The organism is Verrucomicrobiota bacterium, from assembly GCA_016200005.1.
GTDB lineage: Bacteria > Verrucomicrobiota > Verrucomicrobiia > Limisphaerales > PALSA-1396 > PALSA-1396.
Window position 1 is genome coordinate 105,809 of the sequence record JACQFP010000046.1, and the last position, 21,799, is coordinate 127,607.

Annotated in this window: 22 protein-coding genes; 13 read left to right on the forward strand and 9 right to left on the reverse strand. The window is 56.3% G+C overall.

Features of this window, described 5'->3' with window-relative positions:
- Window positions 1–17 precede the first annotated feature (17 nt).
- Window positions 18–833 (reverse strand): SEL1-like repeat protein, encoded by an 816-nt coding sequence (locus HY298_16410; GenBank protein ID MBI3851839.1) that lies wholly within the window; start codon window positions 831–833, stop codon window positions 18–20.
- A gap of 399 nt (window positions 834–1,232) precedes the next feature.
- Between HY298_16410 and HY298_16415 the strand changes: the two genes are divergently transcribed.
- From HY298_16415 to HY298_16445, 7 genes are all read left to right on the forward strand, one after another.
- Window positions 1,233–2,072, forward strand: a complete 840-nt coding sequence (locus HY298_16415; protein ID MBI3851840.1) for a prepilin-type N-terminal cleavage/methylation domain-containing protein — start codon at window positions 1,233–1,235, stop codon at window positions 2,070–2,072.
- 28 nt (window positions 2,073–2,100) lie between these two features.
- Window positions 2,101–2,487 carry a hypothetical protein gene (locus HY298_16420; GenBank protein ID MBI3851841.1) on the forward strand — a complete coding sequence of 129 codons (387 nt, stop codon included), beginning with the start codon at window positions 2,101–2,103 and terminating at the stop codon, window positions 2,485–2,487.
- Window positions 2,462–4,369 (forward strand): hypothetical protein, encoded by a 1,908-nt coding sequence (locus HY298_16425; GenBank protein MBI3851842.1) that lies wholly within the window; start codon window positions 2,462–2,464, stop codon window positions 4,367–4,369. Before HY298_16420 ends, HY298_16425 begins: the two co-directional genes overlap by 26 nt.
- A 435-nt stretch (window positions 4,370–4,804) precedes the next feature.
- Window positions 4,805–6,334 carry an efflux RND transporter periplasmic adaptor subunit gene (locus HY298_16430; protein ID MBI3851843.1) on the forward strand — a complete coding sequence of 510 codons (1,530 nt, stop codon included), beginning with the start codon at window positions 4,805–4,807 and terminating at the stop codon, window positions 6,332–6,334.
- A 16-nt stretch (window positions 6,335–6,350) separates the two neighbouring features.
- A complete protein-coding gene (locus HY298_16435; GenBank protein ID MBI3851844.1) occupies window positions 6,351–7,112 on the forward strand; it encodes an ABC transporter ATP-binding protein in 762 nt (253 codons plus the stop codon).
- A 3-nt stretch (window positions 7,113–7,115) separates the two neighbouring features.
- A complete protein-coding gene (locus HY298_16440; GenBank protein ID MBI3851845.1) occupies window positions 7,116–8,384 on the forward strand; it encodes an ABC transporter permease in 1,269 nt (422 codons plus the stop codon).
- Window positions 8,385–8,525: 141 nt separating this feature from the next.
- Window positions 8,526–10,157, forward strand: coding sequence for a TolC family protein (locus tag HY298_16445; protein MBI3851846.1), 1,632 nt, complete (start codon window positions 8,526–8,528; stop codon window positions 10,155–10,157).
- Between the two features lie 181 nt (window positions 10,158–10,338).
- Here the strand turns inward: HY298_16445 and HY298_16450 are convergent, their stop codons facing one another.
- On the reverse strand, window positions 10,339–10,827 hold the full coding sequence (locus tag HY298_16450) for a PaaI family thioesterase (protein ID MBI3851847.1): 489 nt from the start codon (window positions 10,825–10,827) through the stop codon (window positions 10,339–10,341).
- Window positions 10,828–11,005: 178 nt separating this feature from the next.
- Here HY298_16450 and thyA point away from each other — a divergent pair, with 178 nt between their 5' ends.
- From thyA to HY298_16465, 3 genes are all read left to right on the forward strand, one after another.
- Window positions 11,006–11,914, forward strand: a complete 909-nt coding sequence (thyA, locus tag HY298_16455; GenBank protein ID MBI3851848.1) for a thymidylate synthase — start codon at window positions 11,006–11,008, stop codon at window positions 11,912–11,914.
- A gap of 205 nt (window positions 11,915–12,119) precedes the next feature.
- The gene (locus tag HY298_16460; GenBank protein MBI3851849.1) at window positions 12,120–12,608 is read left to right on the forward strand and encodes a hypothetical protein; all 489 of its coding nucleotides are present in this window, start codon (window positions 12,120–12,122) and stop codon (window positions 12,606–12,608) included.
- A gap of 183 nt (window positions 12,609–12,791) precedes the next feature.
- The gene (locus HY298_16465) at window positions 12,792–13,298 is read left to right on the forward strand and encodes a dihydrofolate reductase (GenBank protein MBI3851850.1); all 507 of its coding nucleotides are present in this window, start codon (window positions 12,792–12,794) and stop codon (window positions 13,296–13,298) included.
- A 16-nt stretch (window positions 13,299–13,314) separates the two neighbouring features.
- On the opposite strand, the gene HY298_16470 is transcribed toward HY298_16465, so the two are convergent.
- Window positions 13,315–14,577, reverse strand: a complete 1,263-nt coding sequence (locus tag HY298_16470; GenBank protein ID MBI3851851.1) for an amidohydrolase — start codon at window positions 14,575–14,577, stop codon at window positions 13,315–13,317.
- Between the two features lie 106 nt (window positions 14,578–14,683).
- The gene (locus tag HY298_16475; protein MBI3851852.1) at window positions 14,684–15,040 is read right to left on the reverse strand and encodes a sulfite exporter TauE/SafE family protein; all 357 of its coding nucleotides are present in this window, start codon (window positions 15,038–15,040) and stop codon (window positions 14,684–14,686) included.
- Window positions 15,041–15,065: 25 nt separating this feature from the next.
- Here HY298_16475 and HY298_16480 point away from each other — a divergent pair, with 25 nt between their 5' ends.
- Window positions 15,066–15,893 (forward strand): hypothetical protein, encoded by an 828-nt coding sequence (locus tag HY298_16480; GenBank protein MBI3851853.1) that lies wholly within the window; start codon window positions 15,066–15,068, stop codon window positions 15,891–15,893.
- Window positions 15,894–15,926: 33 nt separating this feature from the next.
- The gene (locus HY298_16485; protein ID MBI3851854.1) at window positions 15,927–17,051 is read left to right on the forward strand and encodes a TlpA family protein disulfide reductase; all 1,125 of its coding nucleotides are present in this window, start codon (window positions 15,927–15,929) and stop codon (window positions 17,049–17,051) included.
- A 96-nt stretch (window positions 17,052–17,147) separates the two neighbouring features.
- Here HY298_16485 and HY298_16490 read toward each other — a convergent pair whose 3' ends face one another.
- From HY298_16490 to HY298_16500, 3 genes are all read right to left on the reverse strand, one after another.
- The gene (locus HY298_16490; protein ID MBI3851855.1) at window positions 17,148–17,528 is read right to left on the reverse strand and encodes a hypothetical protein; all 381 of its coding nucleotides are present in this window, start codon (window positions 17,526–17,528) and stop codon (window positions 17,148–17,150) included.
- A 19-nt stretch (window positions 17,529–17,547) separates the two neighbouring features.
- The gene (locus HY298_16495) at window positions 17,548–17,835 is read right to left on the reverse strand and encodes a hypothetical protein (protein ID MBI3851856.1); all 288 of its coding nucleotides are present in this window, start codon (window positions 17,833–17,835) and stop codon (window positions 17,548–17,550) included.
- Between the two features lie 71 nt (window positions 17,836–17,906).
- Window positions 17,907–18,293, reverse strand: a complete 387-nt coding sequence (locus HY298_16500; GenBank protein ID MBI3851857.1) for an ApaG domain — start codon at window positions 18,291–18,293, stop codon at window positions 17,907–17,909.
- 132 nt (window positions 18,294–18,425) lie between these two features.
- Here HY298_16500 and HY298_16505 point away from each other — a divergent pair, with 132 nt between their 5' ends.
- Complete coding sequence (locus tag HY298_16505; protein MBI3851858.1) at window positions 18,426–19,775, forward strand: MBL fold metallo-hydrolase; 1,350 nt, start codon at window positions 18,426–18,428, stop codon at window positions 19,773–19,775.
- Window positions 19,776–19,838: 63 nt separating this feature from the next.
- Here HY298_16505 and HY298_16510 read toward each other — a convergent pair whose 3' ends face one another.
- Window positions 19,839–21,284 (reverse strand): hypothetical protein, encoded by a 1,446-nt coding sequence (locus HY298_16510; protein MBI3851859.1) that lies wholly within the window; start codon window positions 21,282–21,284, stop codon window positions 19,839–19,841.
- A 99-nt stretch (window positions 21,285–21,383) separates the two neighbouring features.
- Window positions 21,384–21,620, reverse strand: coding sequence for a hypothetical protein (locus tag HY298_16515; protein MBI3851860.1), 237 nt, complete (start codon window positions 21,618–21,620; stop codon window positions 21,384–21,386).
- Window positions 21,621–21,799 lie beyond the last annotated feature (179 nt).

A 21,799-nucleotide genomic window follows, 5' to 3' on the forward strand; every position in this document is an offset into this window, starting at 1 on the left:
TTAATGAAACTCGGGAATCAATTCGTCGCCTTGATTGATTTCGTTGGGACAAATGCAGCGACGCGACGCTTGGCTTCGTTGAGTTGTTCACCGGTCATGCTGCCTTTAAGTTCGTCGCGAACGCTCATCGCATCGGGAAGCCCTTGCGCGGCCGCGAGGCTCAACCATTTGAACGCCTCGACATGATCCTGCGGCACGCTCTTGCCGTTGAGATAGCGCTGGCCAAGATTGTATTGGGCGAACTTATCCCCGCGCTCGGCCGCCATCCGGTACCATCGAACCGCTTCCACGTCATTTCGGGTAACGCCCCGGCCCGTCACATACAACACCGCGAGGCTGTATTGCGCGTCCGCAAATCCCTGCTCCGCGGACCGCTGATACCACTTGGCCGCCTCTGCTTCATCACGGGGTACGCCTTGGCCAGCTTCGTAAAGCTCACCAAGACGTTTTTGCGCGATCGCGTGGCCCTGGTTGGCGGCGAGGCGATACCACTTGCCGGCTTCCTTGTAATCCTGGGAAGCGCCCGCGCCTTTGGAATACATCTCTCCGAGGAGAGTTTGGGCGACGGCATCACCGCCATCGGCCTTGGCTTTTGTTTCCTGAAAATCGGCCACTGGAACGATCGGAGTGCTTGATGCAACTGAGAGGGAAGGTTCGCGGCTTTGGATGAAGGTTGCCAAAGTAAAACCCACCAACGCAAAGAACAGGACAATCGCAAAGAGTTTGGCCACCTTCGTCGGCTTGCGGCGAGAAACTGGTGTGCCGCAATCGGGGCAGACGACGGCTCCGTTATTGACCTTGTTGCCGCATTTAAGGCAGGTAGTTGAGGCCATAGTTTTTTACTTCGCAGTCGTTTTAACCCCTTGCGGTTTATCGTCCAGACAATTCGCTTTGCTACACGAAGCCGGAGTATTGGAGGCCGGGCCGCAAATGGCAGGCCGAATGTCATCGCCGATCGACCTTACCGGAGTGCAGATCTTTCGAACTGTGGCGTGAACGAATGGTTTCAACGGTCAAACTTGAATTTGGAACCAGCTCAAGAAACACGACTCCATGATCAATTCATCGTTAGTTCACTATGACACAAATTCTGCTTGCCATCGCTCGATGGGTTGGGCTATACACAACCAGTCAGCAACCCGATCTACCGTTGACGAGGCCTGAGCCGCGCAAATTATTTGAGCAATCGGCTGAATATCATGAAACCCAGGACAAGACCAATGCTGTTGCAGATGATAGGTTCACTCCGCCCTCGCCGGCCGGCTCCTTCGCCAAATGGATTTACTTTGATTGAACTCCTGGTGGTGATCGCGATCATCGCCATCCTTGCAGGTTTGCTGCTTCCGGCGCTGGCCAAAGCCAAGGACAAAGCGAAGGCTGCGCAGTGTTTGAGCAACCTGAAACAAATCGGCGTCACCGGCACCATGTATGCCGATGACTTTAACAATACCTACTTTTGTTTGAACAAAAGCGGAGATTTGCCCAACTATGGCCAGTGGACGTTGTTTGGGTCCGACGTCCTCCTTACTCCAAACGACGGGCGCGCGTATTGGGCGTTGGGCTATCTGAAATATTTCGGAAGCAATAGAAGAGTTTTCCGCTGCCCGAGTTGCATACACCCGGACGAATGGCATGATGATGGTTTGAATTACCCCAGCGAATTCTGGCGCGATTCAACTTACGGAATGCATGTTACCCTCCTGCAGGATGGAGCGACTGCAAAAAAGACCACGAGCTACAAGAATCCGGTGATAACAATTTTTTCCCAGGACGCCGCCGAGCAAAGGATGGATGGGGGTGACGATAGTCTTAGCACTTTCTCGGATGCCGGCGGTGCAATTCTAACACAATGGATAGGAGGCAGTGCCCCCAACTCTTACGGCGGCTTATCAGGACTATACAAAGGGTACCATTTTGAGAACGAATGGTATCGTCACACCAAAGGGTGTCAGACCGTCTGGGTTGATGGCCATGCCAGTCGAATTAAATTTACCGGATATTCCGGACCAAAAGCTGGCATCGACTACCGCTACTATACCGGCGCGGCTCCTCTAAGAGTGCTTTCAGATTAAGAGGTAACCTCCTAACACTTTACTCCTAATGCGACATCTTCAGGTTAAGCAATTTGGTTTGGGCTTGGGTTTGGGTTGTTTTTTGCTGCTCGGAGTGGGCTGCAAGCAGGACGTGACACCACCAGTTCCAATACCGGTTGATCAGTTGCCGTCCGCCTTCGAGAAAGCATTTGGCAAAGCCAAACCTGAAATCAAAAGCATGTCAGCGGAGATTATTTCATCCTTGCAGTCTCAAGATTACGCGAAAGCCTACTCGGAACTTCAGAATCTTTCGGCCCAGTCCGGCCTAAACAAAGAGCAGCAGAATATTGCGCAGCGGGGAATGCTCTCTGTGCACGAACTTTTGCAGACCGCTGAAGCCAAAGGCGACGAAAAGGCGGCCACGACACTTGAAAATTATCGATCCACGAAATAAACAACCAGAACAAGCAGGCTCAAAAGCGAATTTCCCCAACCGTTCCTCTGTAACAAAAAAACCCTCAAATAAAAAAAGTATGATACTAATACCCAATCATCAGGTCCTCGCAAGGCTGAGACACGGCCTCATCGGTGCATTATTTGCCACACTGCTGATCTCCGGCAGCCTGGTTCATGGTGCAACTTACTTCTCGGAAAACTTCGATGCCACCAATACCGACGGCTATATTTCGTTCGGGTGGGATTTCGGCAAAAACGGCAGCGCGGCCGAGGTGGGCACAGACTTTTGGGTCGCCCAGTATCCGTATGCTGATGCGGATTATCAGCCCCTCGAGCCGGCACCCAGACAACCGGACTCAAGCTTCTTCTGGGACTCTTATGTAACGAACTTGGATAAAATAGTCACTCCTCCCACCGTTGATGGGACAGGTTCGTCGCGGACCAACGGCGGTTACTTGATTTCGGATTCCGATGCCGCAGGTGGTTCGGATAACATTGGTTCCCTCTCGGAGTTTTGGGCGATCACGCCGAGTTTCAGCACCGTCGGCGCCACGGATGTCTGGTGGCATGCCGATGTGGACATTGACAACAACAACAACGGCGAGTGCATTGTCGATCTGGGTTTTTCGGTGGATGGCGGGACGACATGGACCCAGGTGTGGGCAACGGCAGAGCCGCAGCGCCCGATCAAAAGTTTCGGCTTCAACCAGAATGTGGACAACACTTTCGAAGGTGGAACACCAATCGATGGGTATCCCGTGTTGGGCAGTTACTCGCAGACCAAGACCTGGAGCGGTATTCATGGACGGTGGCATGTGCACTTGCCCGCCCAAGCCAATAACCAGGCCAGCGTCAAGATGCGCATCCGCTACGTTGAGCCGGCGGACGCCTGGTGGATTGCTCTGGACAACATTCTCGTGGACAACAATCCGCCGCCGAAGGGTAGTCAGGTGGTGCTGTTCGAACAGTTTGAGAGCGGAATTCCGGGTACCTGGGCAAATACCGGAGTCACCCGTACGAACGGCCTTCCGATGAAGTGGGCGACGGAACCATTAAGGGAAACCGATGGCACCCTTTCCAAAAAACTCTCAGCGACAGATACGAACGAGGTGAACGTTGACTTGGTGCGCTATCTGCAATTTCTTCGGGACAGGGGGACCAATATTGCGCCGACCGCCGTTCTGAACTGGAGTGTGACGAACTTTATCGATTACCCGGACTTGCAAACTTATCATCCGAACAATCCCACCGACGGTCGGTTGATGATGATGCTCGCCGGAGGCAACTATGCCATGTGGCAGCCGGACACCAGCAACTATACCAATGACCTGGATACCCCTTCTCTGAACCTCACCGGCAAATCGGAAGTCTTCCTGGATTTCGACTCGGAGTGGCTGCATGGAGTTTACAATTCACTTGATCCGACGCTCTCGCAAATTTTCCTGGTAGAGGTGAGCTTGGATGGAGGTGCGACCTTCAATACGATCTTCGATTACCAGAAAGGGCTGTCGAACATTGGTGAGGCTTCCTATTTCATGCACCATTATATTCCGGTGCCCCAAGCAGCTGGAAAATCGAGCGTGATTTTCCGCTTCCATGCGCAGGGGCTGGATACCGGGAATGCGGGCACGCGCCATCAAGGATTCTGGGTCATTGACAACGTCCGCGTCACGGCCAACGTTCTGGCGATCACAAGCATCTCGACCTCCGGTGGCAACGTCACCGTGAATTGGCCGGGTGGCCCGGGAATCCGCCTGCAGAAGTCCACCAACTTGACCAATCCATTGAGTTGGGCAGACATCGGTACCACGCTGGGCAACAGCACTCATAGTGAGGCGCTAACCTCAACGCCAACCTTCTTCCGACTCTCCAAGCCGTAGCAAGGCTTGTTGGCTCATCGACGAGATCCGGCTGCCTCGGCAGCCGGATCCTTTCTTCTGAGATGAACTTTTTGTTTTGTATCATCTGATTTACGAGCCTCGGCCAAAATGTTGGCCAACCAATCTCTTTCGTGGTTCTCGCAGCGGGTATCCCGATTTCTCGCTAGTTGGGTTTCGTGGGTTGGCCGTATCACCCAATGACTGGCCGCCCACCGGAATGCTTGGCGCGAGGGCGCGCTGAACTGCGATTTTGCCAGCACGGCACGCTCCCACCCTCCCCATCAGAAACGCGACGTTTCCGCACGAGAGTTTGGCGCAGGGGTAACTTTTTAAAGTGACCCACGTTTTAACTTGCGTCCGCACCGGTTTGACATTTAGCAGGTTTCATTCATCGTCGAAGCTTGCGCTTTGCAAATGCAATAATTCTTCAGGACTATGGCAGACAATAAAATGTCGGGCGGGTTGAAGTGGCTCATCATCGGCGCGCTGGTCGTCGTCGGCCTGGCTGTTGTGGTCTGGAATGCGAATCGGCGCGGCAACCACGAGGTGGAGTATAAGACCAGCACCGTCACGCGCGGGGATCTGACGCAGGTTGTCACCGCCAGCGGCACTTTGAACCCCGTGGTCAACGTCCAGGTCGGCAGCCAGATTTCCGGCATCATCCAAAAGCTCTACGCCGACTTCAATTCGCGGGTCAAATCCAACCAGGTCGTGGCGCAATTGGATGCCGCGACGTTTCAGGCGACGGTGCACCAGGCCGAGGGCGACCTTGCCAACGCGCGGGCCGGCCTCGAACTGGCTCAAGTCAACGCCCGCCGCTCCGCTGAACTTTTCAAGAACAATCTCCTCTCGCCCTCGGACAACGACAAAGTCACGGCTGATTTGCACCAGGCGGAAGCCCAGGTGAAAATCAAGGAAGCCGCCTTGGAACGCGCGAAAGTCGATCTGGCGCGCTGCACGATTTATGCGCCCGTGGACGGCATCGTCATCTCACGCAACGTCGATGTCGGCCAGACCGTGGCGGCGAGCATGAACGCGCCGACGCTTTTTGTCATCGCGAACGATCTGTCGAAAATGCAGATCGATGCCAATGTCTCCGAGGCGGACGTCGGCACCGTGGAAGAGAGGCAGAGCGTAAACTTCACAGTGGACGCGTTTCCGAGCCGCACGTTTAACGGCAAGGTCACGCAAATCCGCAACTCGCCAATCACCGTTCAGAACGTGGTGGTGTACGACACCGTGGTTGAAGTGAGCAACCCGGATTTGAAGCTCAAGCCCGGGATGACGGCGAACGTGTCCATCATCACCGCCCAGCGCAACGGGGTGCTGAAAATTCCCAACGCAGCGCTCCGGTTCAAACCGCCCGAGCCGTCCACCAATCAGACTTTTGTGGCGCGCTGGCTCGGGAAGATTGGTTTGGGTCAGTCAGCCAAAACGGAGGCGACGAACGCGGTACTGGTTGCGAAGTCAGGTGACACCAACAAGATCCAGGAAACGGCGTCCGCAGCCGGGGCGCTGACCGGCAACGAACCGCCGGAGGAGTTGATGCGGCGCGTGCGTGAAATGCGCGAGCGTGGCGAGGAGGTGCCGCCGGAGATTCGCGCAAAGTTGCGCGAACTGTTTCAGAGTGGCGCCTTGCAACGGCCCGGCGGTGGCGCTCCTGGCGAAGGTGGTTTGCGTGGCGGTGCGGGAGGAGGTGCGCGTCCGCGTCCCCTCCAGCCGGCTGCGCGCACCATTTACGTGCTGGCGACAAATACGCCGGCCGGTGGCGGCGAGCCGGTAATCGAGCCTCAGCCGGTGCGCGTGAAGACCGGCATCAGCGACGGCGCTTTCACCGAGGTCATTGATGGAGTGAAAGAAGGCGACGATGTCGTCACCGCAGTCAAGCTGCCCCAAGCCGAGGCCGCCGCGCCACCCGCTGGGACGAGTCCGTTCGGCGGCGGTGGTTTTCGCGGTCGCCGGTAATTGGGACGAGATTCACATGAAGCCTGTCATCAAACTGGAGGACATCCACAAGACCTACCAGACTGGCGAAGTGGAGGTGAAAGCCGTGCGCGGTGTGACACTGGAAATTCACCCGGGTGAATTTGTGGCGCTGATGGGTGCGAGCGGTTCCGGCAAATCCACCATGATGAACATCATCGGCTGTCTCGACCGGCCCACGGGCGGAAAGTATTTTCTGGACGGCATCGATGTTTCACAACTCAATCGCGATGCCCTGGCCGACATCCGCAATCAGAAGATCGGCTTCGTTTTTCAGGGCTTCAATCTGCTGCCGCGCACGTCCGCCTTGGAAAACGTCGAGCTGCCCATGCTTTACATGCGCCGGCGCTTGAACGGAGAGAGCCAGCGTGAGCGGGCCTTGAAGGCGCTGGCGAGCGTCGGCCTGGGCGACCGCGCCGATCACACGCCCAACCAGTTGTCCGGCGGCCAGCAACAGCGCGTCGCCGTCGCCCGCGCGCTTGCCAATCACCCGTCGCTCCTGCTCGCCGATGAACCGACCGGCAACCTCGATACCCGCACGAGCGTGGATATCATGGGCGTGTTTCAGAAGCTAAATGACGAGGGCATGACCATCGTCATGGTGACGCACGAACTGGACATCGCTCATTACACGAAGCGGATGGTGGTGATGCGGGATGGCAAAGTAGTGAGCGATACCACGGTGGCCAATAGGTTGAACGCGGGGGACGAACTGAGCCGGTTGCAACAAGCGGAAAAGGCAGCGCAATTGACGAGTTAAATCATGCGTTATCTGGCCACCATCAAAATTGCCTTTCGTGCGCTGCGGCGAAACAAAATGCGCACGATTCTGACGATGCTTGGCATCATCATCGGTGTGGGCGCGGTGATCGCCATGGTCGGCATCGGCAACGGTGCCAAGGCACAGGTGCAGGCCCGCATTGCCGCGCTGGGTCAGAATGTGATTTTGATTTTCTCCGGCAGCATCAATCGTAGCGGCGTTTTCAGCGGCTTCGGCGGTGCCGGCACGCTCACGGTCGAGGACGCACTGGCGATTCAGAACGAGGTGCCCGGTGTCGCCGCGGTCAGTCCGGAGGTGCGGAGCGGTGGCCAACTGATGGCTGGCAATAACAATTGGAGCACCCAGGTCATGGGCGAAGGCGTGGATTATTTCAACATCCGCCAATGGGAATTCGCTGAAGGCACGATGTTCACGGAAGCCGATGTGCGGGCGGCGGCCAAGGTGTGCGTGCTGGGCAAGACCACGGCGGAAAAGCTTTTCCCCGGCGAAGAACCGGTGGGTCAAATCATGCGCATCAAAAACGTGCCCGTGCGGGTTGTCGGTGTGCTCCATCCCAAGGGCGTTTCCATGATGGGTTCAGACCAGGACGACACAGTGATCGTGCCGTACACAACCTGCATGAAACGACTTGCCGGAGTCACCACCTTGCGCGCCATCAACGTGCAAGCTACGAGCACCGACCAGATTGCCGACGTGCAGAATGGTATCACCGAACTGCTCCGCCAACGGCACCGCATCCTGCCCGGACGCGACGACGATTTCATCATCCGCAACCAACAGGAGATTTCCGAAGCCGCCAGCGCCACCACCGAAACCATGACCGCGTTGCTCGCGGGTGTGGCGGTCATCTCGCTCATTGTCGGTGGCATCGGCATCATGAACATCATGCTGGTGAGCGTGACCGAGCGGACGCGCGAGATCGGCATCCGCATGGCCGTGGGTGCGCGTGGGCGCGACATCCTCTCGCAGTTTTTGATCGAAGCGGTAACGCTCAGTTCCATCGGGGGCGCAATCGGGATTTCTCTGGGCGTCAGCGCCCCGAAGATCGTGAAGTTGCTCGCGACGCTAAGTTCCGCGACTGGAATTAAGAGCGATTTTCTGTCTTCAGCCGCCGGCTGGCCCACGCTCGTTTCCGCCGATTCGATCATCATCGCCTTTCTTTTCAGCGCCGCCGTGGGAATCTTTTTTGGGTTTTATCCCGCGCGCAAAGCTTCAAAACTCGACCCAATTGATGCATTGCGGTATGAATGAACTGCGCCAGAGGACAGGTAAACGACCCGATCAACGGCATGGCGTCAACCAACTCGCGTCGAATTTCGCGCCATCCGCTAACGTCTGAGACGGACAGGAACAATCATGCTCGCCATTTTACGAAACACGTTTGACGAAATTATGCAAATCAAGCAATCTTCGCGGCCAATGCGTATCATTCATTACTTTGCCATTGCGTCCCTCGGTCTGGCCGTCACAGTTGGCGCGCAATCAACCAACGAGACGCTCCGTCCAATGTCGCTCCAGGAATGTGTCCTGCAGGCGGTGCAACACAATCTGGACGTGCAGATCAAACGCTTCAGCCCGGACATCTCTCGTTACACACTGGCCGCGTCGTATGGCGGTTATGATCCTTTTGCCACTTTCTCGGGCGAGCATGATTATAGCTTGTCACCCGGAGGACTCGATCCGCAAGGACGGCCTTTTGCCGGTAACGAAATTGACACTGACCGTTTCAGCACTGGACTTCAGGGGTTGCTTCCGTGGGGACTGACTTACAACGTGGGCGGAACGCTGTCAGACCAATACGGAACACGACCGAGCACTGCAATCGATCCGAGCAAACAAACAGTCGTTACGAACAGCTTCTTTGACATCAATTCCAGTAACACCGTCAGTTTTCTCAGCACGAACTTCGGCACGATGCCGACCCGCGACCCGTTTGAGACCACGTCCGGCAATGCCGGCCTTCTCCAACTGCGACAGCCGCTCTTGAAAAATTTCTGGATCGATTCCACCCGATTGCAGATTTTCCTCAACAAGCGAAACGTCCAGCTTTCCGAACTGGATCTCCGGTTTCAAATCATGAACACCGTCACCGCGGTGGAACAAGCCTACTACGATCTCATCTTTGCCCTGGAAAACGTCAAGGTGCAGGAAAAGGCGCTCGAACTGGCGGAACGGCTGGCGGCGGAAAACAAGAAGCGGGTCGAAGTCGGCGCGCTGGCGCCGCTCGATGAAAAACAATCGGAATCCCAGGTGGCCTCCAGCCGGGCGGATTTGCTGGCCGCATTGGGCAACCGGGACACGCAACAAAGAGTGTTGAAGAATCTGTTGAGTGATGATTATTCAAAATGGGAGGACGTGGTCGTGCAACCCAAAGAAACTCTGCTGGCCATGCCTCAATCTTTCAACAAACAGGATAGCTGGAAGAAAGGTTTGAGCCTGCGTCCGGACGTGCTGCAGGCGAAGATCAGCGTGGAAAAACAGGGCTACGTTGTTCGCTTCCAACGAAACCAAATGTATCCGCAGTTGGACCTGATTGGCAGTTATGGCTTCGCGGCGTCCAGTCAGGAGTTCAGCGGCGCGTTCGATCAATTTCGTCGCCGGGACAATCCCTTCTATTCTTACGGTGCGGCGATGACCATTCCGTTGGGCAACACGAGCGCGCGCAACAATTACAAGGCGGCCAAAGCCACCAAGGAGCAGATTGCGTTGGAGCTAAAACAAATGGAGCAAAACGTTCTGATTGGCATCGAGAATGCCATCGCGGTGGCCAAGACCAGCTTTGAACGTGTGGCTGCCACGCGCGAGGCGCGCACTTACGCCGAGGCGGCGCTCGATGCCGAACAAAAGAAATTGGAGAACGGCAAGAGCACCAGTTTTCTCGTGTTGCAGGCGCAACGCGACCTGACCGCGCGCAGTTCCGAAGAAATCCGCGCGCTGGCCGACTACAACAAGGCGCTCGCTCAACTCGCCCTCGGTGAAGGCACCACGCTGGAAAGAAACAAATTGAGCGTGGAGATCAAGTAGAGCGCGCAAGTTGTTTTCTCCCGACCAGCCGAAATTGTTACCCACCCCTGACCCCTCCCGGGAGGGGAAGTTAACCATGGCGCGCGGAATCCTTCTCCCCTCCTCGGAGGGGTTGGGGTGGGTTCGGCGGCCATTCTGTTGAAAAAGAGATTTGGCAATGGGTGGTGGATTCTTTCGTCGCTTACACTGCATTCGCCGCAGCTCCCGTTTGACCGGCTATCGCTTCCACGTTCCCGATCAGGTCCGCCATCATGTCGGTTACCGTTGGCGTTTTGATCGCCAGATATTTTCCCGTGGCCGTCGCCAGGACGGCGTTTTGTGAATTGCGCAGTTCGCCCCGCGTTTCAAAAAGTTTATTCCGGGCGTTGTTGACCAGTTCAGCGGTGGCGGTAATTGCCTCGCCTGGCCTCGCCGTCTGCACAAAGCGGACGTTCAACTCCGCGCAATAACCGAACCGTTTGGTTTGCGCGATGCACGCCCAAGCCATGATTTCATCCAGCAGCGTCGCCAGCAGGCCGCCGTGAATCGTCTGTTTGAAACCGACATGTTCCGGTTTGGGGACGAAACACGTCCGCACGATCCGTCCGTCGGTTTCAAACTTGAGCCGCAGTCCGATGGGATTGGATTCACCGCAGACGAAACAGGAACGCGTATAAGGCAATGGTTGCATGAAATGGAAAGCTAAGGAAAAACTTTCCGCCGCGACAGGTAAAAGTAGTTGCCGTTCCCAGACCCGTGGCCCCAAAATGAGCGACGCCGAAGCCGACGAGTTCGTCCTCTTTTGCGGAGCGAACGATTCTGGGGCGGGCGAAGGTGCTTCGCTCAAATCGCAGTCGCCGGCTTTGTTTATGATCCAATATCTCGAACTCTTGCGCCACGTGCTGGAAAACGGGAAACTCAAACCCGACCGCACCGGCACCGGCACCTATTCCCTGTTTGGAGCGCAAGCCCGGTTCGACTTGCGAAACAACTTTCCGGTTCTCACCACGAAGAAGCTGCATCTGCGCTCCATCATTTATGAATTATTGTGGTTTCTGCGCGGCGAGCGAAACGTGCGCTATTTGCAGGAAAACAAGGTGACCATTTGGGACGAGTGGGCCGATAAAAACGGTGACCTGGGACCGGTGTACGGCAAGCAATGGCGGCATTGGGTCAAGACCCGAAGCCGACCTCGCCGATCCCCGGACCCCGCCGGAAGTCAGCCGACGCTGTTCGACCTCGGTGAATCCGGTGCTGGCGCGAGCGTGACACCCATCGGACCACGGTTGCGGAAAAGCAGGTACGGCATCGACCAGATCGCCAAGGTCATTGACGAAATCAAAACGAATCCCGACAGCCGCCGGCTGATCGTCAGCGCCTGGAATGTGGCCGACATTGACAGCATGGCCCTGCCGCCATGTCATGCCTTGTTTCAGTTTTACGTGAGTGACGGCGAGTTGAGTTGCCAGCTTTATCAACGCAGCGCGGACATTTTCCTGGGTGTGCCATTTAACATCGCCAGCTACGCGTTGCTCACGCTGATGGTCGCGCAGGTTTGCGGATTGAAGCCCGGCGATTTCGTCCACACCTTCGGCGACCTGCACCTTTACGCAAATCACATCGAGCAGGCGAAGTTGCAACTCACGCGCGAGCCGCGTCCATTGCCGCAAATGGAATTGAATCCAGAGGTGAAGAATATCGACGCCTTCAAGTTCGAGGACTTTGAACTGGTCGGTTACGACCCGCACCCGACCATCAGAGCGCCGATTGCAGTGTAGTTGGAGTTCAAGCTTTAGCTTGTTCCGCAAAGATGAAGGCCATACAAGGAGACAGGCAAAAGCTTGAACTCCAACGGGACTCCAACTGATGTATCTCTGGCAAAAACTGAACGCAAAGCAGCGCGAGGAACTGTTTGAGTATCGCCGCTTCAACGACCGTCCCTGGCATAGCCCACCGCATCTTGAGAGCCAGAATGGCCGCTATTTGCTTACGGCTGCTTGCTACGAGCACCATCACGTCGTCGGTAAAACACCGGAACGATTGGCTGATTTTGCCAGGCGTCTGTTGGAGACTTTGGAAACGTGGTCTGAGGAGATTCATGCATGGTGCGTCCTGCCCAATCATTACCACGCTTTGGTTTTGGCAGGAAAATTACCCGACTTGCTCCACGGCATTGGCCAAATGCATGGACGAACCGCGTTCGATTGGAACGGAGACGACAATAAGCGGGGACGCAAGGTTTGCTTTAATTGCGCTGAAACCGGAATGAAATCGGATCGGCACTTTTGGGCGACGCTCAATTATATTCATCATAATCCAGTTCATCATGGCTATGTCCAACATTGGCGGGACTGGCCGTTTTCGAGCGGAGCGGCCTTCCTGGAGAAAGTCGGGAGGGAGAGCGCATTGGAACTATGGAAGGAGTATCCGATTGCTGATTACGGCAAGAGTTGGGATCCGCCAGCATTGTAGGTTTTCGCGTTGGAGTTCAACCTTCAGGTTGTTCCGCAAATCACTTCATAAACCGACAAGCTAAAGCTTGAACTCCAACGTGAATGCCGGCCGAGAAAAGCGGGAGTTGTAAGTTGGAGTTCAGCCTTTAGGCTGTTCCAGGAATCAGTTGATAAACCGACAAGCTAAAGCTTGAACTCCAACGTGAAATCTTTCAAAGCCATCGCCGCCATGTCACTCAACCGCGTGATTGGAGCGGGCAACAAAATCCCGTGGCATTTGCCGGAGGATTTCAGGTGGTTCAAACAAATGACCACCGGCCACGTCATCGTGATGGGGCGGAAAACATTTGAATCCATTGGCAAGCCGCTATCCAATCGCACCACGATTGTGTTGAGCCGGTCGCAGTTCGCCTGTCCTGGTGTGCAGACTATTGCCAGTCTTGATGAGTTGCCGTCGTTGGTGGCCAACCGCCAGGTGTTCATCTGTGGTGGCGCGCAGCTTTACGAGCAGCTTCTGCCGCGTTGTTCCGATCTTTACCTCACGCTCGTCAAGCGAACCGTCGAAGGCGACGCGTTTTTTCCACCGTTTGAAGATCAGTTTGAGAAGGTGGTGGACATTCTGGAGCGACCGGAGTTCAAGATTACGCACTACCGGAATCGCGATTGCTCGGCCACCCTCGCCCCCTTCGAGGGGGAGAGGGTAGGGTGAGGGGGAAATCTCACGGCTACGACAACTTGAAGAAGCGGATGGCGTTCTCGCGCAGAATCCTTGCAGCCAAGCGTTCCGCGTCTTCACGACGGAAATAACCAGCGGCAAGTTTCTCTTCCAACACTTCACCAATCAACTGCCGCGCCAGCTTGATCGTGCCGTAGGTTTCCTCGACATGCCAGTTGTCGCCGCCGAACATCAGGCGCGATTCGTCCGGCAGGGTTTCGATGGCCTCGTGCAGCGCGGGTTTGAAGTGCGACGGACTGAGCAGAAACGACCACGTCAGGTCCAGCCAGATGTTGCGATAGACGAAGGCCATCCCCAACAGGTCGCTACTCCACGGATACGCGAGGTGCATCAGGAGAAATCGCGTGCGCGGATGACGCTCGATCAGACCGGCGGCTTTCAACGGGTGTGAGCCGCGAATGATGGCGGTGCCCAGATGCATTTGCATCGGAATGTCGCGCCCGCCCGCCAATCGGCAGAGCCGATCAACGACGAAATCACCAAACGCTTTTCGCTCGGACGGAGACGGCGAAGTTTTGCCCCAAGCCCGTCGTGCAAGTTTTTCGTCCGGTTCGTCGAAAGCCACGTCACGGTCGTAGGCCAGCGCATTTTTCAAAGCGACCTGGTGGCGCGACGCCATGCCGTCCACGAGTTGTTCGAGCGCGGCGACGTAATCGTCGAAAGAAGCGGGTTTCAATCCAAGCCGCTTGAGAAGGGCGTGCGCGCTGTTGCCGTTGTGATCGCGCGATTCGGGATGCCAGCCGCAGGCGAAGCTGTTGATTCGCATGACCGAGTTGTAGTTGTTGCCCAAAGCCTGATGCGCGTCGAGCACTGGATCAGTGTAGGGATCGGTAATCAGTCGCTCGATGCCTGCGCGCCGCAATACTTCCTTGCACCAGTCGGGGCGGCGATGATGCTCGCGCACGGCGTCGTCGAGCGCTTTCCAGTTATCTCGCGTGATCGCGGGTTCGCCTTCACCGTAAAGCTCCGTCACGGCGCGGACGAGATTACGCACAAGTGAATTGGACCCGCTGTTCTCCAGGAACGGTGCCAGCGCTTCACAGGTCGTCGCGCCGACGGCGGCGAGCATGGGATCGCTGTCGCGGGTTTCCGAAGGTAGCGTGTAAGGTCGTGCCTGCGTCCAACCGGCGTAGCTTTGCTGGAACAATTGCAGGAGGTTGACCTCGCGATTGAGCAGGATTTCAGGAATGTGATGCTCGTGGACATCTACAACGCCGGTGGCGGCAATGAAATCTCGAATGGACTGTGGCATAGCGTTCAGGGATTTGAAATGTGCGCGAAGCTTGAGTTAATCTTCAATTGCTGCAAATAAAAAACTTCCGCTGTGGGATCGGGTCGCGAGAATTGCTTGAGAAGAATTATTTGAAAAACAACAGACGGCATCCGACCAAAACCAGGAATCCGCCGAAGCCGCGCTTGAGATTGGCCGAAGAGATTTGCGTCGTGAGCCACGCGCCAGCGTAACCGCCGAGGATGGCCATCGGAGCAAGCGACAACGCCACGCGCCAATCCAGATTCCCCTGCTGGTAGTGCTTGAACGAGCCCATCAGCGCAGTGGGAATGATGACGGCCAGCGAAGTGCCCACCGCGCGTTTGATGTCCATCGTCATGAAGAAGATCATCGCCGGCACCATGACGATGCCGCCGCCTACGCCGAACAAACCGCTGGCCACACCGCTGACCAGCCCGATGATCCCGGCCATCAAATAATTCATGGTTGGTTTGTGCACCGTGCAACCAATGGCGACAACTCTTTTTTCCATCCGCCAAAACAGAACCATTCAGTCGAACGCGGCGCTCATCGTGGCTTTCCGCTTGAAGCCAGAGCCACCCCCTGACCCCTCCCAGGAGGGGAAGGTGATTCGTCGGGTTGGCGCAGGATTTGAATTGCGGCACGTCGAGGACTGTGACTGCGCCGAAGACAGGTTGCGATCCATGACCCTCGCCGATCTGCGCGGCTTGGCGCAATTCACCGCAGCGGGTGCGTTTCGACCGCTCAAGTCAGCGCCGAATCTGCAATCGGGCTGGCGCATCGTTCTCCCGGATGAAACGAAACTCGAACTGGCGCTCAACCAGCTTTATCCCGGCGCCATTGCCGACTGGCACGCCGCGCAATTGTCGCAACCGCCGGTGACGCATTACCGCGATTTCGCCCAGCGTCAGACGGGCATGTATCGCATCACGACGATACTCAATGACGCGCAGGCGGCACAGGTCATTCGCGCGTGTTGCCACAAGAAGTTTTGCTTGAAGCGCAGGCTCTGGACAGTGGAGGGATTGCCGCCCGACGACGCGGCTGAAAAAAGTTTAATTCCCTGCTTGGAACCGTGCGCCGTTCTGTTGGAATTCGCCCGGAAATCCATGCGCATTGAGCAGCAAGACAAAATTGAAATCGCCACGGACGAGGCGGCCACAGTTGTCTGTGCGCTCCAAACCGCTCTGGAGCATCCTGCGCCCGGCGTTCGTGAAGCGGATTTCAACGCGCCCAATAATCCGAGACGCATTCAACTGGTGCTGGAGAAACTTCGACCAACATTGAAGCCTGCCAGCGCGACCGATCCGGAATAGAAAATAGCCGATAACCACTCACTCCACCAAAGCATGAAAACAACTTTGTCCACCCCGTGTCGTCCTTCGTTCCGCTTGCTGACGCTGTTGTGCTTTGCGGCCATGAGTTGTTTGATGTCCGTCAATCAATCGCTCATCGCCGCCGAAACCCAACTCGATGACGCCGACAAGGCGTGGCAGGCCGTCGAGCAAGCGAGCCGTCCGCCGACGCCGCCGGCGGAATGGCGGACCACGCGGCCTTCGCAAGAGGAGATCATGAAATTCCGCGAGAGCCAGGGTAAACTGGCGGGTGAGGCGGCGGACAAGGCGAAGGATTTTTACACGCGCTTTCCGAAACACGACAAGGCCGATGATGCGCGCAAGAAGGAATACGAGCTGACCGCCTTTGCTGTGCAACTGGGCAACACGAATCGGTTCGCCCGTCTCGAGGTCCTACAAAACGAGCGGCTGAAAGATCCGAAGCTTGGCGACGATGAGCGCTTCGAATTGCGCACTCAGATGCTTCAGATGGCCGCCATGCGGAAGCAATCCGAAGGTGAAGCGGCCATGATGGCCGAATTTGAGAAGGGCGTGCGCGTGTTGCAAAAGGATTTTCCCAAGCGCGATGAAGTTTACGGCATGTTGCTCGAAGTCGCCTCCAGCAGCGAAGGTGACAAAGCGCGACAGATCGCCCAGGAAATCGTCAACGGCGCCGCCCCGACCGAGATCAAGGATGAAGCCAGAAAGTTGCTCAAGAAGATGGAGGCAGTGGGGAAACCCTTGCCGATCAGCTTCACGGCAGTGGACGGACGGAAAGTGGATCTGACCCAGATGCCGGGCAAGGTGGTGCTGGTGGATTTTTGGGCGACCTGGTGCGGCCCGTGTGTGGCCGAACTGCCGAATGTGAAGGCGGCCTACGATAAACTGCACCCGAAGGGGTTTGAAATCGTTGGCATCAGCTTCGATCAGGAAAAGGAAAAGCTCGTGAAGTTTGTGGCGGAGAAAAAGATGGCCTGGCCACAGTATTTCGACGGCAAAGGTTGGGAGAATGCGTTTGGCAAGGAGTACGGCATCAGCAGCATTCCCGCCATGTGGCTGGTGGATAAGAAGGGCAATCTGCGCGATGTGAACGGTCGCGACGGTCTGGCCGCGAAGGTTGAAAAGCTATTGGCAGAATGATTAACGCGCAGGAGCCGAGGTAACGAGGCTCTGACTCCAGATCCGAAATCCACAATCCGCAATTAAACAGAGCCTCCTAACGTCGGCTGCTACGAATCACTTTTTTGGCGCAGGCGCAGGCGCCGTCAAAGGTGTCGTCGCCGGATGCGCCGGCAGCGTGGCTGGGACTGGCTTGGCCACCGGCTGCTGGATGTTGTATTTTAGAAGCAGGCGCGCAATGTCCGTGTTGGTCTTGGACGCCGCGGTCAGTTTGGTCAGAAAATCAGTGATCATCGGCACTGAAATTTTGTTGTAGTCATCCACAAATTTCTGGTTTTCCTCGAGTTGCCTTCTCGCGATGCTCACTTGACGCAAGATGAATACGTCAAGGGTGAAGCTCAGAAAAATCAGGACTGCAAGCGTCGCAAGAAAGAATGTCCTGAGCGAGCGGACTTGCTCCTGCAACTCTTCAATGGAGGGACGGGGAGTGTCGTTCATGTTGTCGTAGGGCTTGAATTTACTTGGCGGCAGGTTTGGCAGGTGCCGGGGTTGAAGCTCCGGCGGAGTTTTTCGGGACGAGCGACTGGATCAGCGGCTCAAGCGAGGGATATTTCTTGCTGTATTCCTGGGTCTCATTGAGAAGCGACTGCATGAAGGTCCGATTGTAGTTAATCTGGACGATGGCCGGTTGCAACCCTCGAAGTTTACGAAGGCAATTGAAGTAATAACCCGTGAGCACAGCAGTACCAATAACACATGCCAGCAACACGACTAAAAGAACGGCGGCCAGAGGATTGTTTTTCATAAATGTTGGGCGGACTGTAACGACTTCCGTGCAATTGTCCATTGCGTTTTTTGGAAACGCCTTCGACCTCGCTAATTGGGTACCATCATCTTGAATCGCGGGATGCGCGTCAGAACCGTGCGCCCGACCGCGTCCACGCCCAGGTAGCTGCCCTCGGCCACCGCCGTGGGCGTGTCCAACAGGTGAAAACTGTTGTAGCTGAATTTGTCGCCCGGATCGATGGTGGGGAATTGGCCGATCACACCGGCGCCCTCCACGGCGGTGACCTCCCCGCGCGCATTCGTCACAACCCATTTGCGGCCTTTGATGGTGACGGAACAGTCCGTGTCGTTGTGGATGCTGATGAAATAGACAAAACAATGCGGTCGGTCTGCCGGGGTTTCGACCTGCGGCTGATAGACGACGCGATCCACCGTCACGCGCAGACCGGGAGGCTCGAGGAAATCACCGCCACTCATGCGCTCAATTTAACAAATCGCCTCACGGTCGCAAGCGCATCATCATTCCAAACTCGACAATCAAAACGCGAACCGCATCCTTGCGCCATGCGAATTCATTTCCTCGGCGCCACGCGCACGACGACCGGCTCGATGTACTTGTTTGAAGTGAATCAAAGACGCCTGCTGCTGGAGTGCGGCCTCTTCCAGGGCAAGCGCGACGAAACCATGGAACGCAATCGCAATTTCCCCTTCGATCCAAGGCAGATTGACGCCGTCGTGCTCAGCCATGCCCACATCGACCACGCGGGCAATCTGCCCAATCTCTGCAAGCGCGGTTTCGAGGGCAGTATTTACTGCACGTTCGCCACGCGCGACCTCGCGAGCATTATGCTCATGGATTCAGCCGAGATCCAACGTGCTGACGCGGAGTTTGTTTCCCAAAAACGTGCGAAGAAAAAACTTCCACCGGTCGAACCCCTTTACACGCCGGCGGACGCGGAGAAGGCGCTGCGCCAGTTCGTGGCCATCAACTACGACCGCCCGCTGCGCGTGGTGGACGGCGTGGCGGTCACGTTCCGCGATGCCGGCCACATTCTCGGCGCAGCGCAGGTGGTGCTGGACATCGAAGAAAACCACCGCAAGTTCCGTTACCTTTTCAGTGGCGACATCGGGCGTGGTGGCGATGAAATTCTGCGCGATCCGCAGCCAGTCGAGAATGTGGATTACTTGCAGATCGAAAGCACCTACGGCGGACGCGAACATTCACCCAAAGCCGACGCCAAAGAATTGGTTCGGCGACTCGTTTGTGAAACGCTGGAGAAAGATGGCAAGGTCATCATCCCGGCGTTTTCCGTCGGCCGCACGCAGGACATCGTTTATGAACTCAACCAGTTGACCGAAGCCGGAAAGATTCCCAAAGTGCCGATCTTCGTTGATAGCCCGCTCAGTGTGAACGCGACCGAAGTTTACCGTTTGCACCCGGAATGTTTCAACGAGGCAACGGCGAAATTCCTCCGCGAAAAAGCCAATCCTTTCGGCATGGAAAACCTCACTTACATTCGCGAAGTGGCGCATTCGATGAAGCTGAACGAGATGAAAGAACCCGCCATCATCATCAGCGCTTCGGGCATGTGCGAAGCTGGGCGCATCCGTCATCATCTGAAAAACCACATTGGCCAGCCGGAAAATCTCATTCTCTTCATCGGCTATTGCGCCGAACATACTTTGGGCGCGCAAATTCTGGCCGGCCAGAATCCTGTCAACATTTTCGGCGAACCGCAGGTTGTTCGCGCGCGGATTGCGTCCATCGACGCCTTTTCCGGCCACGCCGACAAAAATGAATTGAAACGTTACGTGGAAAACCTGACCGGCGACATCAAGAAGATCGTCTGCATCCACGGCGAGGAATCGCAATGTCTCGCCCACGCCGCAACACTGCGCGCGATGAAGCCCAAAGCGGAAGTCATCGTGCCCGAATACAAACAAATGGTGGACCTGTAGGAGCCAACGTGAGGAGGCTCTGTTTAGTTTCGGATTTCGACAAGGGGTGACCCCTGTTAGTGCTTATTTTGCTTCGTGGTAACGGTAATTGAAGCGCCGGTTCGGCGCGCTGTCACCATTCAGGCCGAACTCCGAGATGTCATCCAATCGCTGGATGTTGTCCGCCCAATGAAAATCGAACGCTGGTCGTTCATTGGTCTGTCCGATCAGCCGACGCGCCACTGAGAGTTCCAAGCCATTCCCATTCACGCGATAGTTCGCCTTCCCGACCGTTTGCCAGCCGCCACTGCGCCACGCCTTGACCGTTGTGCTGGTGTCGCTCAGCACTTCGAGATTCAGAAGGTAATCGTAGCCCATCCAGCCGGTGGACGGGTTTTGATCTGCATCGATAAACAACAACATCCAGTGCGCGTCCGTTCGTGGAGTGATCGGGCGCAAGGTCTGGATGAAAAAATAAATGTTCTTCCGGTCGTAAGCCGCCTTGGCGATCACGAAGTCATTGCGGCCGGTGTCATTTCGGTAAACTTGATTGCCGTAGCCTGGGTGATCGCGATGGATCGTGTCGCCAATCGTGTCGCGAAATTCAGGCGTGACCTTTTCCCAATCCGTGAATGCGCCATCGATAACAATCCGGCTTGGCCCTGCGACTTTCGGAGGTTCATGCACTCCTTTGAATCGCCGTACCCAGGCTGCCAGTTGATAAAAGTAATTGTCTCCATGTCCGCCGCGCATCGGTTCGCAGTCGCGACTGTATTCCTGCGTGTATTCATCCACGAACAAGCCGCCGGGCTGGTAACAGTCCGCGTCGGTGTATTTGCTCCACTGGGTGTAACGTCCTGCAACCCATTCATTCCAGCCGGTCACGAAAATGAAGCTCGGATTCACGGAGAGTGCGCGCTGCCATTGCTCCTCGAAATTCAGGCCCAGGTTCACAGCGCCGTCGCGAGAGTCCATTTTCCCGTTGTGCCAACTGCGGCCCATGGCGCCGCGCTTGTGGCTCATGGGCGCTGGACCCGGCGTGTTCGGCAGTGCGTTTTGCGCCACGCCCACGCTCATCTGTTCCACTTGACCCTGGCGATTCGTAAAAATGTGCTGCGGATAAACCTCAAGCCAGCTCCATTGTTCAGGACCGCTCGGCCCGTCCCAGTAGTCCGGCATCGGGCGGCGAAAGGTGAAGAAGTTCAGCCGCGCTTCGTCTTTGATGAAAGCCTTGTTCGCGAGCAACAACGGTTTGCCTTCCCAAATGAACCATAGGTCCTTCCACAAACCGGGCTGATACAAATCCCGCCAGAGCGCGTCCACTATCGGACGCGGATCACCGAACGGCGTGATGAACGCAATGGCCGGTGTGCGCGCGCCTTCCTTCCGCTTGGCCGTGTATTCCCGGCAGAGTGTTTCGTACTCCTCCTTGAAAGTGTGAGGCGGATTGGTGGTGTCGAACAGCACCACGTCAACGCCGGCGTCCACCAGCATGCTGGCGTGCTTGCGGATGACGAAGGGATCGGTCATCACGTAATAACCCAACTCCGGTTCACCCCAATGATAACTGCCCGGCGGCGGCCAGTTGACCTTGCCGCCCTTGGCGTCGGCGAGAATGCGGGTGTTGTCTTAGGGCCCCGGTTGACCCGGTGTGTGCCAGGTCCAGTAGAAAATCCCCACCCATTTGTCGGACTTGACCGGCCCGCATTCCTTCAAGCCTGGCAGGGTTCGACCGGCCCCATCGGTTGCGACCCAAGTGTCGGCGAAAACATCGCCGTCAGTGTACGGCTTGCCCCTAGACTCCATTTCCGCCCAAGCGCACCAACCGATCAGGACGATACTCAGACACGACAACCTCGTGATCATGGCTCAGGTTGGCGGCAGCGCGCTACCGCTGTCGAACATTAATTGGCAGCCAAGTGAACTCCGGATCTGTCAAAAGCGAAAGACCAAGCAGTCGCTCGATCAGCTTGAGCAAATCGGCCAAATAGTTGACGCCTCTTATCTTCTTGCCTTTTGTCTCGTCGGAGGTAGCGTTCTCTCGT